Genomic DNA, 25,614 nt, shown 5'->3' with positions numbered 1-25,614 from the left:
ACGCCTTCGCTCATAAAAATGATCTTGACCGACGACATGAAGCCTGATTACCGCCTCTTCTTTCTATTGCTTTGTCTTATTTTTTGCGCCTGCAAAAAGGACCTCCTGGTCCCTAGCGGTACCCAACAGCTGACCACCAATACCGAAGATGATCTGAATCATATCCTTTTTATCAATGATACCCTGGGATTTATCGCCGGCGGTGAAAAATATTTTTCCTCCGTGCTGCTGCGCACCACCGATGGCGGCAACAGCTGGCAGCCCTTTACGTTTACCGGCCCCGACAGCAAGGCGGTGTACGGGCTCGCCACCAACGGTAAGGACATTTACGGTGTAGGATACGATGGCAAGATCTACCGCTGCAGTAAGGAAGGCAACGACTGGCAGCTCATACAAAGCCCCGCCTGGGAATGGTTTCAGCGGATTGCTTTTAACGGCCCCGATCAGGGCTTTATCGTCTCGGGCGAGGGCTACAGGGCGGGACGCATTTTTAAGATCGACACCGCGGCCAACCTAAGCCTGGTCGACACCTTTGCCTTTCAGCTGTCCGATATCCGCTTTGCCGGCAGCCAGACCGGTTACGCCTGCGGTTATGGCGCCGTGCTTAAAACGACAGATGGCGGCAGCTCCTGGCAACTGCAGGACATAAGAGGCGATTTTTTCAGGGAGCTTGCCTGTATAGACCCGGACCAGGTATGGGCTGTGGGCTACAATGGGACGATCATCCATACCGCCGATGGTGGCCGGAGCTGGAAGAAGCAGCGCAACGGCGATAATCCCCTGCTGAAAAAGTACCGGCTAAGATCGGTCTGCTTCAGGGATAGCCATACCGGGTACGCGGCCGGCGACAACGGCCTGCTGCTGAAAACAAAGGACGGCGGAGAACACTGGTCTGAATTTGAAAGATTTACAGACAAAGATATTAAGTGTATGACATTGGGACCCGACGGCAGTTTGTGGCTTGCCGGCGGCGGCGGTATCCTTTTCCACATCAGGGATTAGCACCCAAGGTTTTCGGCCGGAACAACGTCTATCGGATTACAGCTTGTTCAGTTGAATCACGTTAAATTCTGCCTTTGGTAAACGAATACGGCCCCCGATTCCGTTAAGTATCCTGAGAAACGCTGCAACAGCATTACCTGTTGCGGCAGAAACCCGGCACCTGGTGCCGGGCAACGACGAATAGGAAAAAGCGATACCAGGGAAAAGAGAAAGGACAAACACGAACCAGGAAGACCAGGAACAGATCTTAAGACAAACATTGACGGAGCGATCCGCAACCCGAAAAAACAGGACTATAGAACAGCGCAGAACTACATGCCGGAATATACTGAGCAGGATATCATAGAAGGCTGCAGGCGCAACGACCGTTCGCTTCAGGAGCATCTGTACAAAAAATACTACAGCTTGTTCCTGAAATTGTGTGCCCGGTATGCAAAGGACATGCACGATGCGGAACAGCTGCTGCAGGATGGCTTTTTGAAAATATTCAATCACATGGGCGACTACAGCGGCAAAGGTTCCTTTGAAGGCTGGATGCGGCGTATCGTGGTGAATACCTGCCTGGATTACCTGAAAAGCAAGTACCTGAAGAATGCCATGCAGCTGCATTTTCCGCAGGAGATCGGCGACTCGGCTACCTTCAGCATTAACAACAATGCCCTGGACAAGATCGCGGTGAAGGACCTGCTGGGCATTATACAGACCTTGCCACCGATGAGCCGTACCGTCTTCAACCTTTTTGTTTTTGAAGGATACAGCCATAAGGAGATCGGTAAGATACTGGACATGAGCGAAGGCACCTCGCAATGGCACGTTAATAACGCCCGCAAGACCCTTCAGCAAAAAATTAAAGCCAATCAGTTGACAGAAATAAAGTATTATGAGCAAAAACGAATTTGATGAGTTGCTCTTAAAAAAACTTCGGAACGAAGAACTAGAGTACAACCCGGCACATTGGGACAGGCTGGCCCAGCTGCTGCCGCCTACCCTTACCCCGGCATCGGCCGGGAAAGGCAAGAAACAATGGGTAATCGCTACCGGCATCGCCGCAGCCGTTGCCCTGGCCCTGGCTACCGTGTTTATGATACAGCTGCTCAATGGTCCGGACGACAAGCCGGCGCAGCCTTCCGTTGCCCATCAGCAGCCGCCAGCCGGAACAACAGCTCCGGAAAACAATACGGCTTCCCGGGAGCCTGTAACAAAGCCCGGATTGCCCGGTAAGGATAAGGGTACACCTGCGGCGGATAAAGCGGCCGGGACCAATGACCGGAACCTGGCGCAGGAAGAGCAAGGCGTTTTACCCGATCTCAATTCCCATTCACCCGCGCCTGTAGTACCCGTTCCGGATAACAACCCCAAGGTCAGGGAGCAGGTTGCTGTTACCAGGGAACCGGAACCCACAGCACCGCTGAAAGAAAAAACAAACGGGAACCTTTTCCTCAACCCTGCAACAAGCAACAAGGTAAAAGAGAGCAAAGAATATACTTATCATGCCGATCCTTCCGTAGCCCTGAACGACTATACCAAGCACGAAAGGAAGACCAGCATTTCCCTCGGTGGCGGTGTTAACTACGGGAACCTCAATACCGGCTATACTGCAGGCGTAAGCGTGCGGCACAAGATCGCAGGCAACCTGTTTGTAGACGGTACAGTGGCGATGATGTACAACAACAATGCCAACAATGTCGTAGCCAACAATGGCCCTCCCATGACAGAGAACGGGAAGATCGCCGCCAGGCCTACTGCTTTCAATAATGAGACTACGCTGGCCTCGCCTGCGCTCAACCCGATACAAAAGCTCTACTACGTACAGTTCAATCCCTCGATAGGCTACCAGGTAGAGAAGCATGTGGCCCTGAGCGTTGGCGGCGACTTCCAGCGTATGCTGAACCGGAACGACGAGATCGTGCAGCCGGAAAACGTGAGCTCCAAACTGTTCCCGAATATGGATGTGGGTCTTACGGCCAAGAGTGAATTTTCGATTACACCGAATATACAGGCAGGGCTTGTGTTCCGCGAGGGCCTGAACAACCTACTTCGGAATGACAATTCAAAATACGTCAACCGGCGTTACGTACAGGTACAGTTCAAGTACAACATACCGGTGAACTGAGCAAGAGGTATACTGCTTTCCGGCCATAATGTTTGCAATACATCCTTCCGGCAGGCTTTCCCTCAACTATGCTTGGCGCCTGCTTTATGGCAGGCGCTTTCTTTTTGCCAGCAAGGAAGCCTCTTCGCGCATTTTTCACCTGGTGCTGTATATCGCTTTATTATTATGTACTTTTGCAACCGATTTAAAAACCTTTTTAACAACTGATATGCAGACTACACTTAGCGAACAGGAAATTGTACGCAGAGAGAAACTCGCCAGGCTGCAGGAAGCGGGTATCGATCCCTATCCTGCGGCGCTCTACCCGGTATCCCACTACTCCGCCGACATCAAGGCCGGATTTACTGAAGAGCAACAGGAGGCATACAGTAAGGTATGCGTAGCTGGAAGGATTGTAAGCATCAACGACAAGGGAAAAGTATTCTTTATAAAAATACAGGACAGCAAAGGCATCATACAGCTTTATGTAAAACGCGACGAGCTGTACCCGGGAGAAGATAAATCCATGTGGGATACGCTGGTGAAGCATGGCCTGGATTTCGGCGATATCATCGGCGCTACCGGTTATGTGTTCATTACTAAAACAGGCGAGACGTCTATACATACGCAGACCATTACCCTGCTCTCCAAATCTTTAAAGCCGCTGCCGGTTGTTAAGAGAACGGAAGACGGAGGCACCTTCGATGCCGTAAGCGATCCCGAATTCCGTTACCGCCAGCGCTATGCCGATCTTATCGTAACGGAAGGTGTGAAAGAGACTTTTGTGAAGATCACCAAAATGAAGAACGCGATCCGTGAATTCCTGAACCAGCAGGGCGCACTGGAAGTGGATACGCCGGTGCTGCAAAGCATCCCGGGTGGTGCAGCTGCGCGGCCTTTCATTACGCATCATAATGCGCTGGATATTCCGCTGTACCTGCGTATCGCCAATGAGCTGTACCTGAAACGCCTTATCGTGGGCGGCTTTGACTGGGTATATGAATTCAGCCGCAACTTCCGGAATGAGGGCATGGACCGAACGCACAATCCCGAGTTTACCGTGCTGGAGTTCTATGTAGCCTACAAGGACTATTACTGGATGATGGAAACCACGGAGCACTTGCTGGAAAAAACAGCCCTGGCGACCAACGAAACGACAATTGTAAAAGTAGGCGACAAAGAGATCAACTTCAAAGCGCCCTATGCCCGCGTAAGCATTTACGATGCGATAAAAGAGCACACCGGCTTCGACATCACCCATATGGACGAAGAAGGGCTGCGCGACGTATGCCGCCAGCTCAATATCCCCGTTGCCCCCAGCATGGGCCGTGGTAAGCTGATCGACGAGATCTTCGGTGAAAAATGCGAAGCGAACTATATCCAGCCTACTTTCATTATCGACTATCCGGTAGAGATGAGCCCGCTGACCAAGAAGCACCGCAGCAAAGCCGGTCTGGTAGAACGTTTCGAGCTGATGGTAAATGGTAAGGAGATTGCCAACGCCTACTCCGAGCTGAACGACCCGATCGACCAGCGCCAGCGCTTCGAAGACCAGCTGACTTTGATGGAACGCGGCGATGACGAGGCCATGTTCATCGATCACGACTTCCTGCGCGCGCTGGAATACGGCATGCCGCCCACTGCAGGCATCGGCTTCGGTATCGACCGCCTGGCCATGCTGCTCACCGGCCAGCCTTCCATACAGGATGTGCTGTTCTTCCCGCAGATGCGCCCCGAAAAAGTAAGCGCCTGATCAGATCAAACTGTTTTTATGTCATCCATCAGACCGGTATTCCGCATCTTCGATATTGCCAAAGCCCTTGAATTCTATGTCGGCTGGCTGGGCTTTACCGTGGACTGGGAGCATAGGTTCGGGCCCGATAGCCCGCTCTATATGCAGGTTTCGATGGATGACCTTGTTTTTCACCTGACCGAGCATTACGGCGACGCCTGCCCCGGCGCCAAGGTGTACATTGAATACAGCGGCGATTGGGCTGCCTTCCAGCGCCTTCTCGGCAGCAAAGCTTACCGCTATTACAATCCCGGCCTGGAAGACGCGCCCTGGGGCGGGCAGATCATGGAGCTGATCGATCCTTTTGGTAACAAGCTGCTGTTTGCCGCTCCGGAGCAATCATCCTAAATCCATTCTTACATGTCACGATCCCTCTCCTGCCTCTTCCTCTTGTTCCTGGCCTGCTGCGGCGCTAAGGCTGCTGCTCAGCATCAATATCAGCTCAAAGGCTTTATGGGTGTACAGGGAGGAGAATCGTTCACCTACCGGCTGGAACTGAAGGATTCGGTGCGCAACCTGCTCAGTGGCTATGCCTATACTTACCTTGACGAGCAGCATGATGTAAAAGCCTATGTGACTGCGGAAGTATATGCTTCCAGGAAGGCTGTCCTGCTAAAGGAAATGTATATCGTCTACAATCACAATTTCAAAAGCCAGGCCCTGATCTGCCTGGTCGAAGCGATGCTGGAGTATAATGATAAGGAGAAAACCCTCTCCGGTCCGCTCAATACAATGACTGCCGGCCAGGGCGCCGATTGCAGCCGCGGCAGCATTACCTTCATGGCGCCGGCCGAGATCGAGCATCTCTTTAATCCAACGGCACAGGCTTCCCCGCAGGCAGATACGCCGGCAGCGCAGCAACCGGTAGCTACAAGACCTAAACCGGCACGCCGGGTGATCTACGATACGGTACGCAAAGCCTCGCCCGTTGCAGCAGCGGTCAACAGTAAGCCAGCCGCACCTAAGCAGCCGGATAACATTACAGAGGGAAAGGACAAAACTTTGCTCTGGCAATCGGACAAAGTGATCCTTGACGTATGGGACGGCAACAACGAAGACAACGACCGTATCACGATCCTGTTCAATGGCGCCGAAGTGCTGAAAGACTATGTGCTGACCAAACAGAAGAAGCGGCTGGAGCTACCTTTAGGGGGCAACGAGCTCAACATCATCAGCATCATGGCCATCAATGAGGGCGGCGACCCGCCCAATACCGCCAACCTGCAGCTGGATGATGCCGGTACCACTTACAACATTATCGCCCATAATACCATCGGCAAAAACGCCCTCATTAAGATCCGCAAAAAATAAGACCGGTATAAAAAGTATAAAGACTGCCTCACGAAGAGACAGCCTTTACCTATACCCCATTCTGACCCTTTTCTTCTGTAAACGTTTTTATAAGCCAAACTTATAAATAACCCCCGCCGTCAAGGTGCTGAATGCATCATTATGCTGGTTCGCCGTCACAGTAGGGACATAGCCGTCAACTTCATCAGACAAGCACAAACCGGCCCGGAAATTGAGGTTCAGAAGGAATAGATTCTTTTTTTGCCGGGCCAGGGGAATATTGACACCCAGTTCTAAGGGAATATACAAAGTACTGTTTTTATAATTGTTCTTCGAGCCGTAAATGGCCAGTGGCATAGGATTCGCTTTGCCATCATTGTGCAGGTAACCCAATCCGCTGCCGGCATAAATACCCGAAAGCGCCTGCAGCACCTTGTCTCTGCCCGGGTTATCGGCCAGCGCACCGGGGAAGAAACGGAAGGAAAGACACAAAACCGTAAAGCGGTCTTTAAAGCCTGTCTGTGCCGATTCGGCTTCCCCGGACTTGCCGCCCTTCAGCCAGCCCACCTGGCCATCCAGGCCGATCTGCAGAAAAGAAAGAGAGAAATAATGCAGGCCAACGCCAAACACGGGCGAAGGGATCGTATTGGTCCAGGCAAAGTCGGTATGGCCGAAAGCATAGCCGCCGCCAAGGGAAACACCCAGCTGCTCCGTCGCCGGTTCCGGCTGGCTATGTATCGTTCCGGCAGGCATATAAGCCAGACCGGCGCCCAGCAATATGCACCGCAACAGCCTCCCGGTAGAAATAGATAAGGATAACATGGTTCAGGGTTTAAAGGGAAAACAGATACAAGGAAGGCAAAGGCTGTCCCCGGTCACTTGAGGACAGCCTTATGCAGCACACATCATTAACGGCAGCATTATTTCTTGATCACCTTGGTCGTAAAGATCACTTTATCGCTGTTGAAGACCTGCAGCTGGTAAATACCGTTGGTCAGCGAGGAGATATTCATACCCTCAATGCTGTTCTCCAGGTCGCGTTCCATCACTTTCTGACCCACAGCGTTCAGTATGGTAGCTGTGCCCTTGTCGCTCAAACCCTTGATATAGATAATACCGGTAGTAGGATTGGGATATACTGCTATTCCTTCAACAAGACAATCCAGCTTGACGCCTTCTGTCCTGGAAACATCCGATTTCTTATCGAGATCCACCTGCCGTATACGGTACAGGTTATGTCCTTGTAAGGGATGCTCGTCAAGATAAGTATACTGTTTCAGCTCTGAACTGTTGCCGGATCCTTTTACGGTACCGATCATTGAGAACTTGGTACCGTCGGCGCTGCGTTCTACATCAAAATGATCGTTGTTCTTTTCCATCGCCGTTTCCCAGTTCAGCTCCGCAGCGCAGCCTTCTTTTTTTGTTACTGTGAACGAAGTGAACAACACAGGTAGCGGGTTGTTCGCTACCGATACAGTTCCCTGGGCCGAATTGATGCCTGCAACAGGAATGGGGGTTGTATGGAAAGGTCCTGTTCCCTGGATAAAGGCTACATAGGTCCTGTTGGCAAAAGAGGCTGTAGTCTTGACCGGGATATGAAACACTGCAGTGCTGTTGCTATTCGTCGGCGGAAAAAGCCCGTAGCCGATGTCGGCCGTATTGGCCAGCACTGCATTCTGAGGATCGATGATCGTATAGCTCCATCCCGAAGGCGGTGTATAGGCATCGAAGCTCATGCCCACAGGCAGCACAGCTTTGATCTCCAGGCTGCCGGCCGGCAGCAGGGGCGCCGAGGCATTACCGAAAGTAAGATCAAATGTGCCCGGGACAACAAAACCGGTAAAGTTCCCGGCATTGAAAAAGGCTGGGGCTCCCGACAATCCGCCCGTCAGTGAAGCGGCTATGGGCTGCGCCTTGCTTTCTGTTGCAAGCAAACCGGCTGCCAGCACCATATGGGAGGCCAAAATGGTTTTGAATATGTTTTTCATAGGAATTGTTTTTGGGGTAAAACCGGGTAATTTTTTTAAATGTCCGGGCAGCGGCAAGCGCCGCCCGGACAAAATCCATCCTAGTCGATCACATTGATGATCGTATTGGTGGTATTGTTGGAACTGTTCGATTCACCGCCGCTTCCGGGGGCAACCTGGATCACTACACCATAGATACCTTTGGAGGTAGAGCCGGTAAGGATCAGGTTACCGGTAACCACCAGCGGGCTTGCTCCCGAAGGCACGACAGCTGTAGCAGAGGTCAGGATCGTTACAGGACCGGAAGTGCTTACGGTCCATCCCGGGGTAAGGCCGGTATTGGAAATGCTGAAGCCTGCCGGCAACAGGAAACCTGCAGATATGGAGCCATTGCTGTTCACCTGTCCGATGTTGTACAGGCGCAGCTGTATGGGCAGCGCTGTCGTACCGGCGAGAGAATAGTTGTTGCTGGCCATATTGGCTACAGGCACGATATCAGGTGCGCTGCAGTTGTTGATGGTAAAGGTTGCTGTCTTCACACAACCCAGCGCATCGGTAACCTGTATGGTATACGCACCGGGGGAGAGTCCTGCAAATGTATAGCCGGTATCCGCATTGGGCAGTACGGTCTGCTGTGCGATCGTGGTAGTGGCACCTACGAATATCTTCACAGCATACGAAGGACTGCCACCTTGTACCGAGAAGGTTACGGATCCGAGCGCGACACCGCAGGCGGTATCGGTACCGGTTACCTGGAGGAGCACCGGAGTAGCCGGTTCTGTAATGGTAAACCCGGCGCTGTCGGCGCAGCCATTGCTGGCGATCACCAGCAGGTAATTGCCGGCATACAGGTTAGTCGTAGACAGGGCAAGCGCCTGGTTAGCGCTGGTAGAATTCAGCACCTGTGTACCGTTACGGAACAGCTTGGTATTTACAGTCGAGCTGCCCAGGGCCACATAGTGGTAATACAGCACACCGGAATTGTCCCCGTTACATACCATTACATGCTTCACAGAATCGATCGTAATGTCCGGACGATCGGTTACCGTGATGTTGAAGCTGTAAGACGAGTCGCAGGATGAAGTAGCAGTATTGTTCACCTTGATCGTATAGGGGCCGGCAAGGTTAGGCTGGCTTACCAGGGTAATCACAGATGATTCCACGCTGGCAGAAATGCCGCTGGCGATCATGGTGTTGCCCTGGAAGAACTGATACGGGATACCGGTGGGTATGCCTGTGATCGTATAATGGGTCTCTTCTTCCTGGCAGAAATTGTGCGTAGATCCCGGGGCAATGATTACGCCATTCACCTTCAGCACAGGCTTGGGCATCTCGGTGATCTGCACCTGGAAAGAACGATAAGCAGGGCAGGCACCCGGGGCCGACATAACAGTCAGCAGGTAGTGATGCACGCCAACAGCCAGGCTGTTGAACTGGTGCGTAGCGCCGCCCGGGGCCAGTGCCAGCGGGCTGCCGGAGCTGCCAAAATTCTGGGCAGCGCCGGGACCGGAAATGCGGGTGATCCAGTAGGTTTGTCCTACGGCTCCGGAGATGGTCACAGATTTGGGATAGCCTTCGCAGAATTTCACGGGATTCGCTGAAGAAGCAGTGGCGCCGGTAATGGGAGCGGTAATATCCGCACCGGGAGTCGCTACCGTATTGGTCTCGATAAAGGTATATACCGGGGCAGCATTGGCTTTCACCCAGAAAGAACGGATAGAATCACATACCACGCCAGACATCATACCATTGTCGGAGTTCCGCACGATCAGGGTGTACAGGCCCGAGCTTCCGGCAGTTACCGGCATCTGGACCGTGCTGTTCACACCGCTTGCCGTCAGGCTTCCGGAATGTACCAATGTACCGCTCACGCCGCCTTTACGCAGCTCGAACAGGATCGTATTAGTGGTGCCGCTGCCGCACACTTCGTCGAAATTGCTGATGTTGTGCGCAGCATCCCAGTTGAAGAAGAATTTAAGATCACTGGAACCGGCATTATAGCATACGCTTACGGTATCGGTAGGCGCATTGATTGCGGTACCGGTGCTACCGAAAGAAGACATGCTGGTCGTGTTGTTGTTGTAAGCATAGCCTACGCGGATGCTTGGCTTCTGGTTGATCTTCGCTTTAAAGTCGAAGGTGTTGCTGCACCAGGTATTGGGGTTCTTCACTTCGATATGATAGAACATACGGGTCGGGCTGGAGCAATATTGATCGAAGCCGGCGCTCCAGTCGTTGCCGAAAGTTCCGTTGGCGCTGTTCCATACATATTCACCATTGGTTCCGATCACGCCGGTTTGCAGCTGGGTAAAGGAGCCCAGGCTGGTGCCCTTGTTGTAGTGGATCTCGACAGTATAGCCGGGCGTACCGGTAATGCGGATCGCGGGACTGGCATCTTCGCACATTTCAACGGTGCTTTCTGCTGTCACCAGCTGGTTGTTGTAATAAACATTGCCGGCCAGCGCAGGCAGCGGATTAACCTGCACATTAAAGCTGATAGAGGAATCGCAGCCGGAAGCCAGGAGCGGATTAGCGCTCAACGTAATGGTAGCGCTGTAAGTGGTTACGCTGCTCACGCTTGGAGCGGATTGCGTGCTGACATAAGCGCCTGGGCCGGGAATGCTGCCGGAAGCGTTAAACAGGGAGGAACCGGTAATGCTGAAGGTAGCACCGGCAGCCGATACCAGCGAATCCCTTACGCCAGTCTGGCCGGAGCAAAGTTGTATGGTGCTGCCGTTAGTTACCAGCTGCCCGTTTACATAATAAGCGATCGGCGGACGGGGCAATTCTATCACGGTATAAGTCAGCGTTTTTGAACAGCCGTTGTTCGGGTTGTTCACCGTTACCTGGTAAGTACCGGCGGGAGAGAAGTTGATGCTTTGCACCAGCCCGGTACCATTATTGTTTACTGTACCGCTGCTGCCGAAAGGCGCGCTGTTACGACTCACGCTGTAAGTAAAGCCGGGAGTGGTATTGGCTATGTTGAACTGGATCATGCCGCTCAGGGGTTGCATGCAGATTGTATCCGAAGCGCCGGCATGCAGCACGACACCGTTCATCTCGAAGCTGAAAACAGGCCTCGGCTTAACCGTCTTTGTAATGGTCTGGTTCAGCGGCACCGTACAATTTGGCGGTGCATCATACCGTATAGAGTCGAGCCTGTACGTATAGTCGGTACCCAGCACAGAAGGGTTGATACCGGATACGCTTACATTCACAGAAGTCACACCCATAGGGAAGCTCAGCGAAGGCTGGCTGCTGTAGGAGCCGGAATTGACGCGGCGGCTGTAGTACACGGTACGGGCATAAGCAGTACCGGTATTGGAAGTCACGGTAATATTGCTGAAGTTATCGCCTTCGCATACCGCTTCAGAAGCCGCAATAGAAGCGCTCAGTGCCGGGCGTACCACCAGGGTGCTGCTCTGGCCGGTAATGTTCTGGGTACAGCCATTGGAGCCGGTAGTGTTTTGCACCGAATTGAGCGTAACAACGGTATTGGCCGTAATGCCATTAACGGTGATCGTAGCGGTACCATCGGGTTGCACATTCACAGTATTGGAATAAGGCGTACCGGGAGCGCCGCCGGTCACGGTATAGGAAACCACCGCCAGGGGCGTACCGCTGATGGTCCAGACGCCGTTACCGCCGCCGGAGCAGAATTCACCATTGTTCCCGTTGATAGAAGCGACCGGCTGGCTTACTGTAACAACAGCATTACCGGTCATTACCACCGGTCCGCACACTGTTGCGCTGGGCTCGGCTTTCACCGTATAGGTACCGGCAGCGCTGGCGGTAAAGGTAAGCGTAGCGCCATTACCGGCCTGTATCTGGGCAGGGCTTACCGGAGACGCGCCATTATACAATTGATAATTGACACCGATCTGGCTGCCGCTCAAAGCGATAGGCATCGTGCCGCCGGGAGGGTTCAGGCAAATATTGCCGCTTCCTGAAACAGTGTATACAGAAGGATCTTCCTTTACAATGGCCGAACCGGTCATATTGGTCTGACAAGATCCGGTGCTGCCCACTACAGCATAGGTACCGGGCAACATACCGGACCAGCTGAGCGCAGCGCCGGTACCGGGTACCGGTGCTCCTACAGCAGCCGGGGAAGGCGCCGCCATAGTGCTTACATAAAGCTGGTAGTTCACGCCGGCCTGGCTGCCGGACAAGCTGATTGCTGCCGAGCCGCAGGCCGAAGGTGTAGGATTGCTGACATTGAAGGCAGAAGGGCTGATGCAGGTAATCGTTCCCTGGATCTGTACATTATCCAGCGAGACAGATTCCGAGTTGGGCTTGGTACCGGAAAAACTGATCGTTTGCGCTCCGGTAAGGCCCGATACCGTGGACACGCCGCCGGGGTTCACACAGCCGAGAAAGCCAGGGACAGCCGGGGTTCCATAGTTGCTTGCGCCGATCTTTACCTGCGCATTGCTGTAGCCGGGAACCGATGAACGCCGCATATCGGCTGAAATGCTCGTGATCTGCATCTGGTAGCCCGGAGCTACCGTAAGCGTGATGGAAAAATTGTACGAGGTGCCCGAGCCGGGGCTCACCAGGCCATTAGCGCCGCAGAGGCTGGTTCCCGTCGCGCCGCCTGTCCAGACGGAGGCACTTATATTGCTGCTGATAATCGATGAGCCGTCGAAGTCATTGGTGTACACCTGCGCTCCCGCTGTAGCATAAGCCAGTACGGCCAGCACAGTCAGCGCCAACGTTCTCGTTACCCGGGAAAATGGTGATCCCCGGTGGGCGGCGAGCCGCCTGATCGCCTGCAGGGCCGGCGCAAACCGCCTGTTCGTATAGACAGGGGCCTGATCCTTGCCCTGGTGGGCCTGCATCATCCTGGGAGAAGTATCTCCCTTTGCGTTTAGCTTAATCATTGGTAATTGTTTAAGGGTTTATAAAAGATAGCTGGGTAATTCTACATGAACCGTTATGTAAGGGACAAGGCCGTTGCTCCGGTTACGTTGAGGGCATCGAGGTGCCGGTCACAGAAGCGGGCTTCGGAGACGATCCGGATGAAAACTATTTCATCTGAGAGGATATAGCTATGGGGTCAGAATGCTATACCATGAGCAAGAAAAATGGTGACAGGTCGTTCATAGGCTAAATCGGTTTATCGGGTTTAAAGGGTCGGTTTTCTCCCTATATAACTTTCGCCCGACATTGAAAAGGGGGAAGAAATAGATGAGAAAATTTTAACACAAAAGTAGCGCTAAAATTTTCAGAAAAAAGGACCTATCAAGGTAGGTTATACTATCAAATTATGCTAATATGATAAAGAAGCGGGAAAATACCTGGTATTTTACATAGAGTATAATTCAAATTAAACTTAAATATAAATATTTAAGTTTTGCATTTCAAAAGAAGAAAAACATATTTAAATGCATAAAAATCAATTCAAAAAGGATTTATTCTCGTAAATAATGGTATTTATACCTCATAAAAAAATCGCCAACCGAATATTTTTCAACTCAAAATCAAAATTGCGTATAACTACGTAAAAAGACTTAGATCATTAAAAAGGAGAAAAAAATAGACATTTATATTTTTACAATTCCTAACTTTATGTTGAAAAAATGAACCGCCCTGTTCTGTTTTTTTAACAAAAGAACCGTAAACCACCTATTAACCCACCCCTGAAAACCCCCGTTTTATGGAATTAAATGCTATCCGATGCAACATCAAAAAACTTAGAAAATCTGCAGGCATTACCCAGAGAGAAATGGCCGCCAAACTTTTTATCGAGGAGCGTACTTATTCCAAGATCGAAAGAGGCGAACAAAAATCAATGGATATCCGTTTCGTCGCATCCATTGCCGACATCCTGCATACCAAGATCTGTAATTTGCTTAAAGATCCAGAAACGCTGGCTGCCGAACAGGTAGCACTCGACCCTGCTACCGCTTTGCAGGAGAACCACGCCTGCGGCATAGACAACGCTTCAAGGCCGGCAGACATCGCCGTTGAGATCAGCAAGCTGAAAGATGAGATCCGGGAGCTGATCCTCTGCCAGAAAGAGACGCTGAAACACCTGAAAAGTGCCTGAAGGACGAACCTGGTCTTTACGAAAAACGGTTGCTGCGGCAACCGTTTTTCATTTTCCCGAAATCCTTACCCGGCAAGCATTTTCCCTTATGCATCACGATTAGATTAAGCGAAAAAAACGGGCTGCCTCTGATGAAGCAACCCGTTTATGCAGACAAAGAGGATGTTTACTCCGCCTTTACAAACTTGCCGTTGAAGATGATCTGTGTTCCCTTGATCACTTGCAGATGATAAGTGCCTGCAGCCAGTCCTGAAGTGTTCACCGGGTGAATCGCTTCGTCTGTTGCTTCTTCTATGATGACCTGGCCCAGTGCATTAAATACCCTCACGGTATTGTCGCCCTGCATACCCCGTACCTTCACCACATCTGTTGCCGGGTTGGGGAACAGGTCGATGAGCGGCTGGCCGCACTCCACGGCTGCATTGGCAACCGGAGTTGTGGTCGTCTTACCGTCGGCATCGTGCTGCACCACGCGATAGTAATTCTTACCCTTAAGCGGATGGACATCGGAGTAATGATATGCGCGCTCTTCAGAACCACTGCCTTGCGATTTTACTTTAGCAATGGATGCAAAGCGTACACCATCGCCGCTGCGTTCTACGCTGAAGTAATCATTGCGCAGCTCATTGAGTGTTGTCCAGTCAATGCTCACCTCGCATCCTTTAGTGTTGGCGCTCATGGATCCAAAAGCCACGGGAAGCGGCACACCGGCCACGCTTACCGTTCCGGTGGGACTGTTGTTACCCTGGTTGGGATCGATGTACATAGGAATGTACTGGAAGATCTGGCCCTGGTAAGTCTGGTTGCTTACTGCAGCGGTGGTCTTAAAAGGTACCGAGAAACTGACGATGCTTACAGGCGGGAAGCCGGCTACAGCAGCGGTGGGCTCCAGCAACACAGAGGTGGCGCTGGTACGGGTATAATTCCAGTCGGTAGGGCATCCCGGGTAGCTCTCCGCAAATTCGAAGCCGGAAGGCAGCGCCAGTGAAATAGCGAAAGCGTGCGGCAGCAGCAGCACGCCGGTAGCATTGGAAAAAGTAACATCATAAGTACCTGGCGACACATATCCCGGATAAGTCCCCATATTGGGACCGCCGGTAAGGAAGAGATCTGCCTGCGGAATGGTTTGCGCAAATCCCGTATCTGGCAAGGAACATAACAGTGCGCCTGCGCAGATTATTTTACCGAATAGTGATTTCATAATCGTTGGTTTGAATACGCTGAATAATACTTGCCTGACCGCCCGGCTGCAGGTTACAGCCGGGCCGGTAAGCTGGTTAATTGGTCTTGTTCAGGATACCGCTCGCCGCATTGTTTTCCGGGGAATTATCTCCGCCGGAGCCGGGCGCTACGATCACCTGTACGCTGTAAGTGCCGTTGGCTACACCAGGTGCAAGCTGTATGGTACCGGGGATCGATGAGAACCCGAAATTGCCGTTGATCACTGCCTGGGATTCCAGGATATAGTACATTGGCGCTTCCGTTACGGTCCAGCCGCTGTTGCTGAAGGTCATGGAAGAGCCGCTGCCCGTGGGTTTCAGCACGTAGAGCGTGATGGTTCCCGAAGTGGGCGCAGCCGCTACATTGAACAGGTTGATGGTATAAGCACGGATAGTGTTGCTGCTGGTAAAGGACGGTACCGGTATGGTGATCGTCGGCGCCAGGTTAGCCCTGGGCACGGCAACTACAACCGTGATCGTATCCTTGTTATCCGTTTGCAGCGTACCGGTGCAGCCGTTGGCATCCTGCACGCTCAACAGCGTGTACGCATAAGCACCCAGCACAGCATTGGACTGCGGCACGGTCGTTACCGTATTGGTACCGGTGGTGCTGATCGTCTGCGCAGGACCATTATTCACAGAATAGGTGAATGTATATGGCGCTTTACCACCGCTTGCAGCAAACATGATGTTGGAAGTGGTATTCACATTCTGCGCTACAGTCGATGTTCCGCTGATATAGCCGGCAAGGTGATTCACTACTTCAACGGTATAGGAGCAGGTCTGGGTATTGCCCGCCGCATCGGTTGCGGTATAGGTTACCGTGGTGGTGCCTGTCGCAAAGGTGTGTGTGCCCAGGTAATTCATACCGGTCGTGGGAGAAGCCGCGCTGGTAGCGCCGGACAGCGTCCAGGTCAGGGCGCTCATATTGCAGTTATCGGTTACAGCAGGTGCTGCTGTCGCGATCTCTGCGGTGCAGCCGTTGCTGTTGGTCGCTATATTGCTCATCGATGTAGGGCAGTTGCTGAATACCGGTGCGGTATTGTCGGTAACGGTTACATCGAAAGTACAGGCGGCGCTTACGTTGCCTGCAGCATCGGTAGCGGTATAGGTTACCGTAGTCGTGCCCACAGGAAAAACATCGCCGGGCTGATGGCTCTTTGTCCATACCAGGTTAGCCGCCGGGGTGCAGTTGTCGGTAGCAGCAGGTTCTGTCCAGGTAGCTACTGCATCACATCCGGTCGCACCGGCGCCGGTATTCACCTGTACTGAAGCAGGACAGCCGGTAAGCACCGGTGCAGTATTGTCGGTAACCACTACATTGAAAGTGCAGGTGGCGCTTACATTACCTGCGGCGTCTGTTGCCGTATAGCTTACCTGGGTCATACCCACAGGGAATACATCGCCGGGCTGATGGCTCTTCGTCCACACCAGGTTACCTGAAGATGTGCAGTTGTCGGTAGCAATGGGTTCTATCCAGGTAGCAACGGCCGCGCAAGGCGTCGTGCTGTTACCGGTACTCACCTGTACGGTGGCCGGGCAATTGCTCAGCGTCGGAACCGTATTGTCGATCACCGCTACATCAAAAGAGCAGGTCGCGCTGGTATTGCCCGCAGCATCGGTAGCAGTGTAAGTTACCGTTGTAATGCCCGCAGGGAATACGTCACCGGGATGATGGCTCTTCGTCCATACCAGGTTGCCTGAAGGCGTACAATTGTCCGTAGCCGTAGGCTCGGTCCAGGTAGCAGTAGCCTCACAGCCGGCGGCGTTAGCGCCGGTATACACGGTCAGTGCAGAAGGACATCCATCCAGCACCGGAGCTGTTTGATCCGTCACTACAACATCAAAAGAACAAGCTGTGCTGGTATTGCCATGCTCGTCGGTGGCGGTGTACGTTACCGTAGTCGTACCGACAGGGAATACATCGCCGGGGTGATGGCTTTTCGTCCATACCAGGCTGCCAGAAGGCGTACAGTTATCTGTAGCCGTAGGCTCAGTCCAGGTCACGGTAGCGCTGCAGCTTGTTGCATGCGCATCGGTGCCTACCTGGATCGTTGCAGGACAGCCAGCGATCTTCGGCGCCTGCGCGTCGGTCACGGTCACAGTGAAGGAACGGACGGAATCATTGCCCGCCTGGTCGGTTGCGGTATAAGTTACCTTGGTCGTTCCCACAGGGAACACAGAACCGGGCGTATGCGTGCTCGTAAAGCTTGCGGCACCCAACACACCGCAGTTGTCGGTAGCTATAGGAGCGGTCCAGCTTACACGCTTGCCGCAGCTGTCGGCGCCGTTGTTCACCACGATATCCGCAGGGAAGCTAACGATAGCCGGTTTGCCGTGATCAGCAAAGTTTACATTAAAAGAACATTGCGCTGCATTACCATGAATATCAGTAACCGTAAGCGTTACTGGAACCGATTGTGTAAAAGCAGCGATAATGGTACCCGCGACAGGGCTCTGGGTTACCGTAGCCAGGCCGCAGGCATCTGTAGCCGTTACCCTGTAGGTCATATCCGGGATCTCCGTGGTGCACAATGGTCCTTTTTCCATAGTAGTATCGGACCAGCAGCTCAAAGCAGGAGCGGTGACATCTGCAACAGTAACAGTAGCCGTACAACTTGCGCTGTTACCGGAAGCGTCGGTAGCGGTAAGGATCACCGCATTCTGGCCTATATTGGAACAGTCGAAGCTCAGTTTGCTGGCAGACAGCGTAATGGCAGAGCAATTATCATGACTGTTGTTGTCGATCATAGCGGGGGTGATCGTAGCGCTACCCGCAGCATCCAGATTCACGGTGATATTCTTGCATACTATAACAGGAGCCGTCGCATCAGTCAGGTTCAGCGTAAAACTGTCCACACGCGCGTTACCGGCGATATCAGTTGCCTTCACCTTAATCGAGCGGGTACCACCGTAGCCGATCACCAGGGATCCGGGCTGGTTCGGAGCCAGCTGCTCGAGGGTCACGTTGCCACCGCAATTTTCATTGACCAGGAACAGGCTCCTGTAGTCGGGCATATTCACCTGGCAATTATTACCGGCGCCTACATTGAGAGTTTGTGCTGCCGGAGTAGTAAGTACAGGCGCCTGTACATCGTTCACAGTTACGGTGAAGGAGCAGGAAGCGGTATTACCGGCAGCATCTGTCACGACGAAGGTATTGGTCGTAACGCCCATCGGGAACAGCGATCCGGCGGGCAGACCTGCTGTCTGGGCTACGGTATAGCCGGAGCAGTTGTCTTGTGCCACAGGCGCATTGAAATTCACTACGGCGCCGCAGACACCCGCATCATTGCCCTGCACGATATTGCCCGAACAGGAAATGACCGGGAATACATTGTCTGCCACTGTTACGGTATAGCCGCAGGTATTCTGGTTACCGGAAGCATCGGTTACGGTATACAGCACATTCGTTACCCCTACATTGAAGTGGTGGGTACCGATAGCGCCTGCACCGGAAGCCAGTGTAGCGCCGGTCATGGTCCAGCTTAAGGGATTGGCACCGAAGTTGCAGTTATCGGTATAAGCCGGGACGGTTGTCGCTACGTCGTTGCCGCAATCGTTGGCAGCGGAGAACGCCGTCAGGTTGCCCGGGCAGGCAGTAAATGCCGGGAGCTCCACGTCTTCCACATTTACGGTGAAGCTGCTGTCCCTGCTGCCGCAAAGGTTCTGTGCTGTCAGCATTACAGTAGTGACACCTTTGCTGAACACGAGGCCGCTGGCATCGCCGCTGCCGGAGCCGGTTGTGGCGCCGCTCAGCGTATAAGTCATCGTAGGAACAGGATCGCCATCTGCTACAGGAGCGCCATAGTTTACTGGTGCAGCGCAGGTACCAGTAAGCGTTTGCGCCAACTGGTCATTGGGTATGCTGACAAATTCCGGAGCAGTATTGATCGCCATAGTATAGGCGGAATTGCCCGTACATCCTGCAGCAGTCGTTACCGCTAGCTTATAGTTACCGGCATCGGTCGTCGCTGCTGTGAAAGTATAAGCAGGATCGCCAAGGTGACCGTTGGCTATCGGCGTACCATCGTAGCTCAGGGTATAGGTCGAAGAAGCATCTCCCGTGAGCGCCAGGGTCACCGCGGTACCTGCGCAATGCGTTGTGGTGGCATTGTCGGCCAGTGCCGCATTGTTCACTGTAAGCGTATACTGTGGCAGCGGGTTGATCGCCAGCTCGTAGGTACGTGAAGCGGTACAGCCAGTAGCAGTATTGGTCAGCGCCACGGTATAGATACCGGCGTCGCTCATCGCTGCTGCGTTGATCGCGTAGGCCGGGCCGTTCACGTTACCTGAAGCAATGCTATTACCGCCTTTGCTGATCACATAGGTATGACCGGCATCGCCGGCTACAGCCAAGGTAATGCCGGAGCCTTCGCAATAGGTTGAGGTCTGACCGGCAGCCAGCACCGTGCCATTCACGACAAAGGAGTCGGCCGGTTTAGGATTGACATAGATGTGGTAGGTCTTTGTTGCCGTGCAATGAGTCACATTATCGGTAAGGGTAAGCTCATAGGTGCCGGCAGTGGTATTGGTTGGCGTACCTCCGGAAATGAAGGTATGCGTAAAGCCACCGTTTGCATCTATTGTTCCAGTAGCATAGGCAGCACCATTGAACAACATGGAGAATGTATGCCCCGGTGCAGCGCCGCTGATCGCAAAAGTCGTACTGGTTGCCTGGCAGATGGTATCCGTACCACCGTTAGCCATAGCCTGACCGTTCACATTGAAAGTGAAAGAGGGCGAAAGTTGAACAGTGATCGCGAAAGTATCGGCAGCGCCGGTACAGCCGTTCGCTTCTGGTACAACGCGAATGTTAGCGGTTACTGCAGTTGTACTATTATTGACCGCATTGAAAGCAGCAATATCACCGGATCCGCCGCCAGCAAGGCCGATGGAGGGATTGTCATTGGTCCAGCTGAAAAGGGTTCCGGGCACAGCACCGTTAAAGGAGAAGGCCGCTGAAGAACCGTTGCACACCGGCCGGTCGGCAGTAGCTGCTACGACAGGCGTAGGCTTCACTGCGATCACAAATGTATCGGCCGGGCCATCGCAGCCATCCGCTACTGGTGTAATGATGATACGGGTCTGCTCCAGTGCTGTGCCATTGTTGATAGCATTAAAAGAGGCGATATCGCCGGTCCCGCTGGCGGCAAGGCCGATAGCTGCATTGTCGCTGCTCCAGTGAAATACGGTACCAGCAACGGGGCCATTAAAGAGCACCGCAGCTGTCGCCACGCTGTTACAGATCGATTGATCGGCTATAGCGGCAACATTTGGGGTAGGTTTAACCGTGATCGCAAACGTATCGGCAGTGCCGGTGCAACCATTGGTTTCAGGCAGCACACGGATATACGCGGTTACCGGGGCTGTACCGCTATTGATACCATTGAAGGCAGCAATTGTACCGGTACCGGAAGCGGCAAGACCGATAGCGGCATTGTCGTTCGTCCATTTGAATGTAGTGCCGGCTACAGTACCGGCAAAGGGAACCACTGTGGTAGCGGCGCCATTGCAGACCGCCTGGTCAGCTGTAGCTGCCACGCCAGGCGTAGGATTCACGGTAATCGTAAAGGTATCGGCTGCACCGGTACAGCCATCAGCCGACGGCACAACACGGATATGAGCCGTCAGCGGAACAGTACCGTTATTGATCGCATTAAAAGCAGCAATCGCACCGTTGCCTGATGCCGCCAGCCCGATAGAGGGCTCGCTATTGGTCCATTGGAAAGTGCTTCCGGCCACGGGACCGCTGAAGCTTACCGATGTTGTGGCAGCGCCATTACATACAATAGCATCCTGGGTAGCAATTACAGAAGGTGTCGGCTTGATGGTGATTGCAAAGGTATCAGCAACGCCGTTACAGCCGTCTGCTACAGGCACCACGCGGATCGCAGCGGCTACTGGCGCCGTACCGTTATTGATACCGTTGAAGGCAGCGATATTGCCAGAGCCGGATGCAGACAGGCCTATAGAAGGCATGTCATTGGTCCAGTTAAATACAGTACTGCTTACAGGGCCACTGAAGCTTACCGCTGCAGTAGCAGTGCCATTACAGCTGTTCTGATCGGCAGTGGCGAGTACTGAAGGCGTAGGCTTTACCGTAATGGCAAAAGTATCTGCCACGCCGGTGCAGCCATTGGCTTTAGTGGTTACGCGGATATGCGCCGTAACCGGAGCAATGCCGTTATTAATGGCATTAAAGGCGCTGACATTCCCGGTACCGGAGGCCGCCAGGCCTATAGCAGGATTATCGTTGGTCCACTCGAAGCTGGTGCCGTTTACACCGCCGCTGAAGCTTACCGCATTAGCAGCTGCGCCATTACATACTTGCTGGTCGGCAACGGCAACGATGGAGGGTGTTGGGTTAACCGTAACCGTTACAGTTTTAATGGCGCCCACACAGCCTTGCGAACCGGGGCTTACAGGAGTGAAAGTATACACTACATCAACCGGGGCATTGGTATTATTGGTCAGGGTCTCCATGAAGCTTTCATTACTAAGGTAGCTCATACCGGAAACGCTGGTGGCGGCTGTATGCCCGGCACCGTTATAGACCGCCGTCCTGTTATAAGTACCGCCAACCGCGTTGGGGTTGCTGATGGCGATGCTTACCTGACCACCGTTACAAACGGGACCGGCAGCAACGGCATCGAGGTCAGCCACGGGCTGAATGGTAACCAGCGTCTGACCGCCCATGGCTTGCGCCGTAGCATTGCAGGTAGCCGGTGTAGGTAAGGTACCATTGTTGGGATGGAATACCAATGAAGCCAGCACGAAGGACTCCGTCGTGTTCGTGGTGCTGCTGTTGGTGAAGCTGTACGAAGGGCTGATGATACCCGCAGCAGGAGTAAGTCCGGCAAAGGTCTTACCATTGGTGAAGGTGCCGCTGAACGTACCGCCCGATACGGGATTTACGCTGATGTTGATATTGGAGGTCTGACCGCTGCATACATTAGCATTGCTTGATGCCGTGATCGTGCCTTGTACCGCACCAAGCGAAGTGATCACCACGGTATCGGAAGAAGAGACGCAGGCATTGTTGCTCAGGGTCCATTTCAGGGTATAGCTGCCGCCGGCAATGGCCGGTGTAAATACGGTTTGCGCATCATTGACGCCGGCAAACTGCGCAGGGGCAGTGCTCGGACCACTGATGATGCTCCATACGCCGGTTTGCGGCGCTACACCAGGCGTTGCCTGCAGGGCTTCACCCGTACTGCAGATCACTCTATCGGCGCCGGCATGGGCCACCGGTATGGCGTTAACCGTAGCATCTACCGTAAAGAGTGTACCACTACAACCGGCAAATTGAGGCGTAACGGTATAGTGAACGATACCCGAACCGGTACCGCCATTGGTCAGCGCCTGGGCAATCGTATTGCCGCAACCCGTGCTACAATCGCTGAAGCCGGTCACCACACCGGACTGCAACGCGGCAGTCCAGGAAAAGGTCGTACCACTTACATCGGCGTTCAGCGCGATGTTGGTCGCGGCGCCGCTACAAATCGTTTGCGCGACAGCAGTACCTGCAGGGATCGGATTCACCGTTACATCAACCGTAAAAGGTGCGCCGGGGCAGCCCAGTGCGGATGAAGGGGTAACCGTGTAGCGTACGACAGCAGGCGCAGCACCGCTGTTGACCAGGGTTTGCCTGATCGTATCGCCGCAAGCCGAAGCACAATTGCTGAAACCGGTAGCGCTGCCGGATTGCAGGGCAGCAGTCCAGGTATAAGTTGACCCGGGAAGGGATGCAGAAAGAGCAACGCTGGTTGTTGCACCGGAGCATACTGCCTGGGCAGGAGCCGAGCCTGTGGGCACAGGGTTGATGGTTACAGACGAAGAACCGCTCAAGCTGCGGGTACAGCTGTTTACCGGGTTTACCACGGAGGCCAGGTTCAGCACCTGGCTGGCGGTGGCGCCGTTAACGGTAACCGTAGCGGTACCTGAAGGCGAAAGCGTTGTTGAAGCCGCACCGGTCCCGTTGAGATTGTAGTTCACTACATAACCTGCAGGTCCGGTAAGGTTGAACACGGCATTGTTGCCTGAGCAAATATTACCGCCATTGGTTACGGCAACCGGTGCTGCAGCAGCAACAACGATCGTGAAAGGCTGCTCTACAAGCGTGCTGGAGTGGTGGTAAATATCAGCGGCAACCAGTTCGATATTGTACGAACCCACATCGCCGGCGCCGGGCGTACCGCTCAGGGTAGCGGTTCCGTCGGGATTATTGGTCAGGGTAAGCCATGAAGGCAAAACGCTATGCGCTTCAAATTCCAGCTCATCGCCATATGGCAGATCGACATCTGTACCGGTAATGGTATAGCTGTACGGCTCACAAGCCACCGCAGCGGTAACCGGCGTCGATGTGAACTGGGGTTTGGTGTTCGCGACAACATGATAGGTTCTTGTTGCGGTATTGCTATTCTGGTCTTCTGCAACGAAGGTGAACGCATGGTCGCCCCACTGCCCTACTATGGGCGTCCAGCTGACACTTACCTGCGGCGTACCGCTCAGGGCTGTCGGTAGCGATGGGCTGATCGTAGCACCGGCGGGTACTGTGGCCGAAGTAATCTTCGTATTTACAGAGGGATCGGGGTTGCTCGCTTTAATGACATCATTGAGTGTGGTCCCGGTCAGCAGCAGCCTGTCAGGCGTTGTTGGCGGCGTGGGCGTGATAAACTGCGGACCGGCAGTAACATGTATCGTCACTGTGGTGCTGGTCTGTACGCCCACATTATCAGTAGCGACAAAGGTCAATATATAAGTACCCAGCTGGGCTACCGTAGGCGTCCAGCTGAAATTAGTGCTGGGCGCTGCTGAGGGCGTAGCCGGGGGATTAAAGGAAGCGCCTGTAGGCAGACCGGCGCCGTTGAGCAGTACGGTGCCGCCTGCATCCGGATCGGTAGCAGCAACAGTGAAAGCAATATTATCGCCGGGGTGTACATTGTACACTGCATTATTCAAAGGAGTTACTGCATAATTGAACACGGGCGGGTTGGAAGAGCCTACAACTTTGATCAGGAAATCCACCACGGACCTGGAACCCGTAGCATCGGTAATTGTAAAGGCAGCGCTCCATAAAGTGCCTACCGCTTTGCCTACGGTATTAAAAGTGGCAGTGCCGGTATTCGCATCAATGCTGATGCCCGGCGCCTGGGTGCCACCGCCGAAGTCGGCAGAAGCAGACAAGGCATAAGTCAGCGCGCCGCCATCAGGATCGGCAGCAGGTACATTGAAGGTAGCATTGGAAAGACCTGTAGAAACACTTACTACAGGAGGTAGGGTGGAAACAGGCGATCCGAGATTGTTGGTTCCCAGGTTGACCGAAGTTACCTGGCCGAAATTACCATTAGCATTATTCTGCAAGGTGCTCAGGCGGCAGCAGTTGGAATAGCTCACCTCGAAGTTGCCGCTTGAAGAATAAGTGTGCGTGGTGGTAAACGTACCGATGAAATAGTCTTCTGCAACATTCACCGAGTTGACTTTGAGACTGACCTGCTCCGAATTGTTGTCTCCGAAGCTCAGGAAGACCCCGTCGCTGATTGTGCTGCCTACACTTACACCCGTCCAGTTGGACATACGGTAAGATTGGGTCAGCGTAAAGGTAACCGTGCGCGAAGCGGCATCGGGCCGGCTCCAGGTAATGTTGCCGTAGCGGAAGTGCGAGGCCTCCGCCCGGATAGCCGTTAGCAGGGGAAACAGCATCGCCAGCGCTGCAGCTGCAGCCATACCCGGCCTTAGCGGCATCCGGCGCCGTTCCTGGTGAAAGCGGCGTCCTTTCATGGCATTGGTGACGAAGGCCACCAAGAAGAACAACATATGCCGCCACGGATTATCCTCGGGGAGCATACGTCTTTGTTTTGGGAAAATTTGCGTCATAAACGTGTGGATTGAATTAAAAGCGAGTTGATAGTTGGTTCAGTTCATGGAAAGCGGCAGGTAACAGGCAGGTCGGGAGATAGGATTGGCGTCGCATGAGGATACAGGTTACCGGTGCATTGCCGGAGCAGGCAACGGGTTGCACCATTTCAAATGTTAAAATATTTAGGAATTAAGGTTAAATTTTCAGATAGCAAAAGTATCCATTTGTACTACCGGAAAGGGGACGTATTCGGGTAGGTTTAGGGGCACAAAAAGTTACATTTTATTTATTACTATTTAAAAAGCACTAATGCCCCCCACGTTCGTACCCCCTCTAA

The 25,614-nt window shown here is 53.3% G+C and carries 12 protein-coding genes; 7 read left to right on the top strand and 5 right to left on the bottom strand.

Features of this window, described 5'->3' with window-relative positions; genetic code table 11:
• The first annotated feature begins 18 nt into the window (after window positions 1-18).
• The 6 genes from DZC79_RS16385 to DZC79_RS16360 all read left to right on the top strand — a co-directional run bounded on the left by DZC79_RS16385 (window position 19) and on the right by DZC79_RS16360 (window position 6,197).
• Window positions 19-1,002, top strand: coding sequence for a WD40/YVTN/BNR-like repeat-containing protein (locus DZC79_RS16385; RefSeq protein WP_118952690.1), 984 nt, complete (start codon window positions 19-21; stop codon window positions 1,000-1,002).
• Window positions 1,003-1,317: 315 nt separating this feature from the next.
• A complete protein-coding gene (locus DZC79_RS16380; RefSeq protein WP_118952689.1) occupies window positions 1,318-1,902 on the top strand; it encodes an RNA polymerase sigma factor in 585 nt (194 codons plus the stop codon).
• Complete coding sequence (locus DZC79_RS16375; protein ID WP_118952688.1) at window positions 1,883-3,115, top strand: hypothetical protein; 1,233 nt, start codon at window positions 1,883-1,885, stop codon at window positions 3,113-3,115. The genes DZC79_RS16380 and DZC79_RS16375 overlap by 20 nt, the downstream gene beginning before the upstream one ends.
• 208 nt (window positions 3,116-3,323) lie before the next feature.
• Entirely contained in the window at window positions 3,324-4,847 is a 1,524-nt protein-coding gene (gene lysS, locus DZC79_RS16370) for a lysine--tRNA ligase (RefSeq protein WP_118952793.1), read from the top strand.
• Window positions 4,848-4,865: 18 nt separating this feature from the next.
• Window positions 4,866-5,234, top strand: coding sequence for a glyoxalase superfamily protein (locus DZC79_RS16365; RefSeq protein WP_118952687.1), 369 nt, complete (start codon window positions 4,866-4,868; stop codon window positions 5,232-5,234).
• Between the two features lie 12 nt (window positions 5,235-5,246).
• Window positions 5,247-6,197 (top strand): hypothetical protein, encoded by a 951-nt coding sequence (locus DZC79_RS16360; RefSeq protein ID WP_157977213.1) that lies wholly within the window; start codon window positions 5,247-5,249, stop codon window positions 6,195-6,197.
• A gap of 87 nt (window positions 6,198-6,284) precedes the next feature.
• On the opposite strand, the gene DZC79_RS16355 is transcribed toward DZC79_RS16360, so the two are convergent.
• The 3 genes from DZC79_RS16355 to DZC79_RS16345 form a co-directional block, all read right to left on the bottom strand.
• Entirely contained in the window at window positions 6,285-6,998 is a 714-nt protein-coding gene (locus DZC79_RS16355; RefSeq protein WP_118952685.1) for an outer membrane beta-barrel protein, read from the bottom strand.
• Between the two features lie 98 nt (window positions 6,999-7,096).
• Window positions 7,097-8,164, bottom strand: a complete 1,068-nt coding sequence (locus DZC79_RS16350; protein ID WP_118952684.1) for a T9SS type A sorting domain-containing protein — start codon at window positions 8,162-8,164, stop codon at window positions 7,097-7,099.
• A gap of 80 nt (window positions 8,165-8,244) precedes the next feature.
• A complete protein-coding gene (locus tag DZC79_RS16345) occupies window positions 8,245-13,026 on the bottom strand; it encodes a hypothetical protein (protein WP_118952683.1) in 4,782 nt (1,593 codons plus the stop codon).
• A gap of 776 nt (window positions 13,027-13,802) precedes the next feature.
• On the opposite strand from DZC79_RS16345, the gene DZC79_RS16340 reads away from it, so the two are divergent.
• Window positions 13,803-14,195, top strand: coding sequence for a helix-turn-helix domain-containing protein (locus tag DZC79_RS16340; protein WP_118952682.1), 393 nt, complete (start codon window positions 13,803-13,805; stop codon window positions 14,193-14,195).
• Window positions 14,196-14,361: 166 nt separating this feature from the next.
• On the opposite strand, the gene DZC79_RS16335 is transcribed toward DZC79_RS16340, so the two are convergent.
• The gene (locus DZC79_RS16335) at window positions 14,362-15,396 is read right to left on the bottom strand and encodes a T9SS type A sorting domain-containing protein (protein ID WP_118952681.1); all 1,035 of its coding nucleotides are present in this window, start codon (window positions 15,394-15,396) and stop codon (window positions 14,362-14,364) included.
• A 76-nt stretch (window positions 15,397-15,472) separates the two neighbouring features.
• Window positions 15,473-25,234 carry an HYR domain-containing protein gene (locus DZC79_RS16330; RefSeq protein WP_198666921.1) on the bottom strand — a complete coding sequence of 3,254 codons (9,762 nt, stop codon included), beginning with the start codon at window positions 25,232-25,234 and terminating at the stop codon, window positions 15,473-15,475.
• Window positions 25,235-25,614 lie beyond the last annotated feature (380 nt).

The organism is Taibaiella helva (assembly GCF_003545695.1).
In the GTDB taxonomy this organism is placed as follows: domain Bacteria; phylum Bacteroidota; class Bacteroidia; order Chitinophagales; family Chitinophagaceae; genus Taibaiella; species Taibaiella helva.
The sequence above is the reverse complement of the archived record's forward strand: the minus strand, read 5'-3'. Positions and strand labels throughout refer to the sequence as shown.

Coding starts and splice junctions, on each gene's coding strand:
- DZC79_RS16385 (WP_118952690.1), top strand. CDS start 19: ATGATCTTGACCGACGACATGAAGCCTGATTACCGCCTCTTCTTTCTA.
- DZC79_RS16380 (WP_118952689.1), top strand. CDS start 1,318: ATGCCGGAATATACTGAGCAGGATATCATAGAAGGCTGCAGGCGCAAC.
- DZC79_RS16375 (WP_118952688.1), top strand. CDS start 1,883: ATGAGCAAAAACGAATTTGATGAGTTGCTCTTAAAAAAACTTCGGAAC.
- lysS (WP_118952793.1), top strand. CDS start 3,324: ATGCAGACTACACTTAGCGAACAGGAAATTGTACGCAGAGAGAAACTC.
- DZC79_RS16365 (WP_118952687.1), top strand. CDS start 4,866: ATGTCATCCATCAGACCGGTATTCCGCATCTTCGATATTGCCAAAGCC.
- DZC79_RS16360 (WP_157977213.1), top strand. CDS start 5,247: ATGTCACGATCCCTCTCCTGCCTCTTCCTCTTGTTCCTGGCCTGCTGC.
- DZC79_RS16355 (WP_118952685.1), bottom strand. CDS start 6,998: ATGTTATCCTTATCTATTTCTACCGGGAGGCTGTTGCGGTGCATATTG.
- DZC79_RS16350 (WP_118952684.1), bottom strand. CDS start 8,164: ATGAAAAACATATTCAAAACCATTTTGGCCTCCCATATGGTGCTGGCA.
- DZC79_RS16345 (WP_118952683.1), bottom strand. CDS start 13,026: ATGATTAAGCTAAACGCAAAGGGAGATACTTCTCCCAGGATGATGCAG.
- DZC79_RS16340 (WP_118952682.1), top strand. CDS start 13,803: ATGGAATTAAATGCTATCCGATGCAACATCAAAAAACTTAGAAAATCT.
- DZC79_RS16335 (WP_118952681.1), bottom strand. CDS start 15,396: ATGAAATCACTATTCGGTAAAATAATCTGCGCAGGCGCACTGTTATGT.
- DZC79_RS16330 (WP_198666921.1), bottom strand. CDS start 25,234: ATGTTGTTCTTCTTGGTGGCCTTCGTCACCAATGCCATGAAAGGACGC.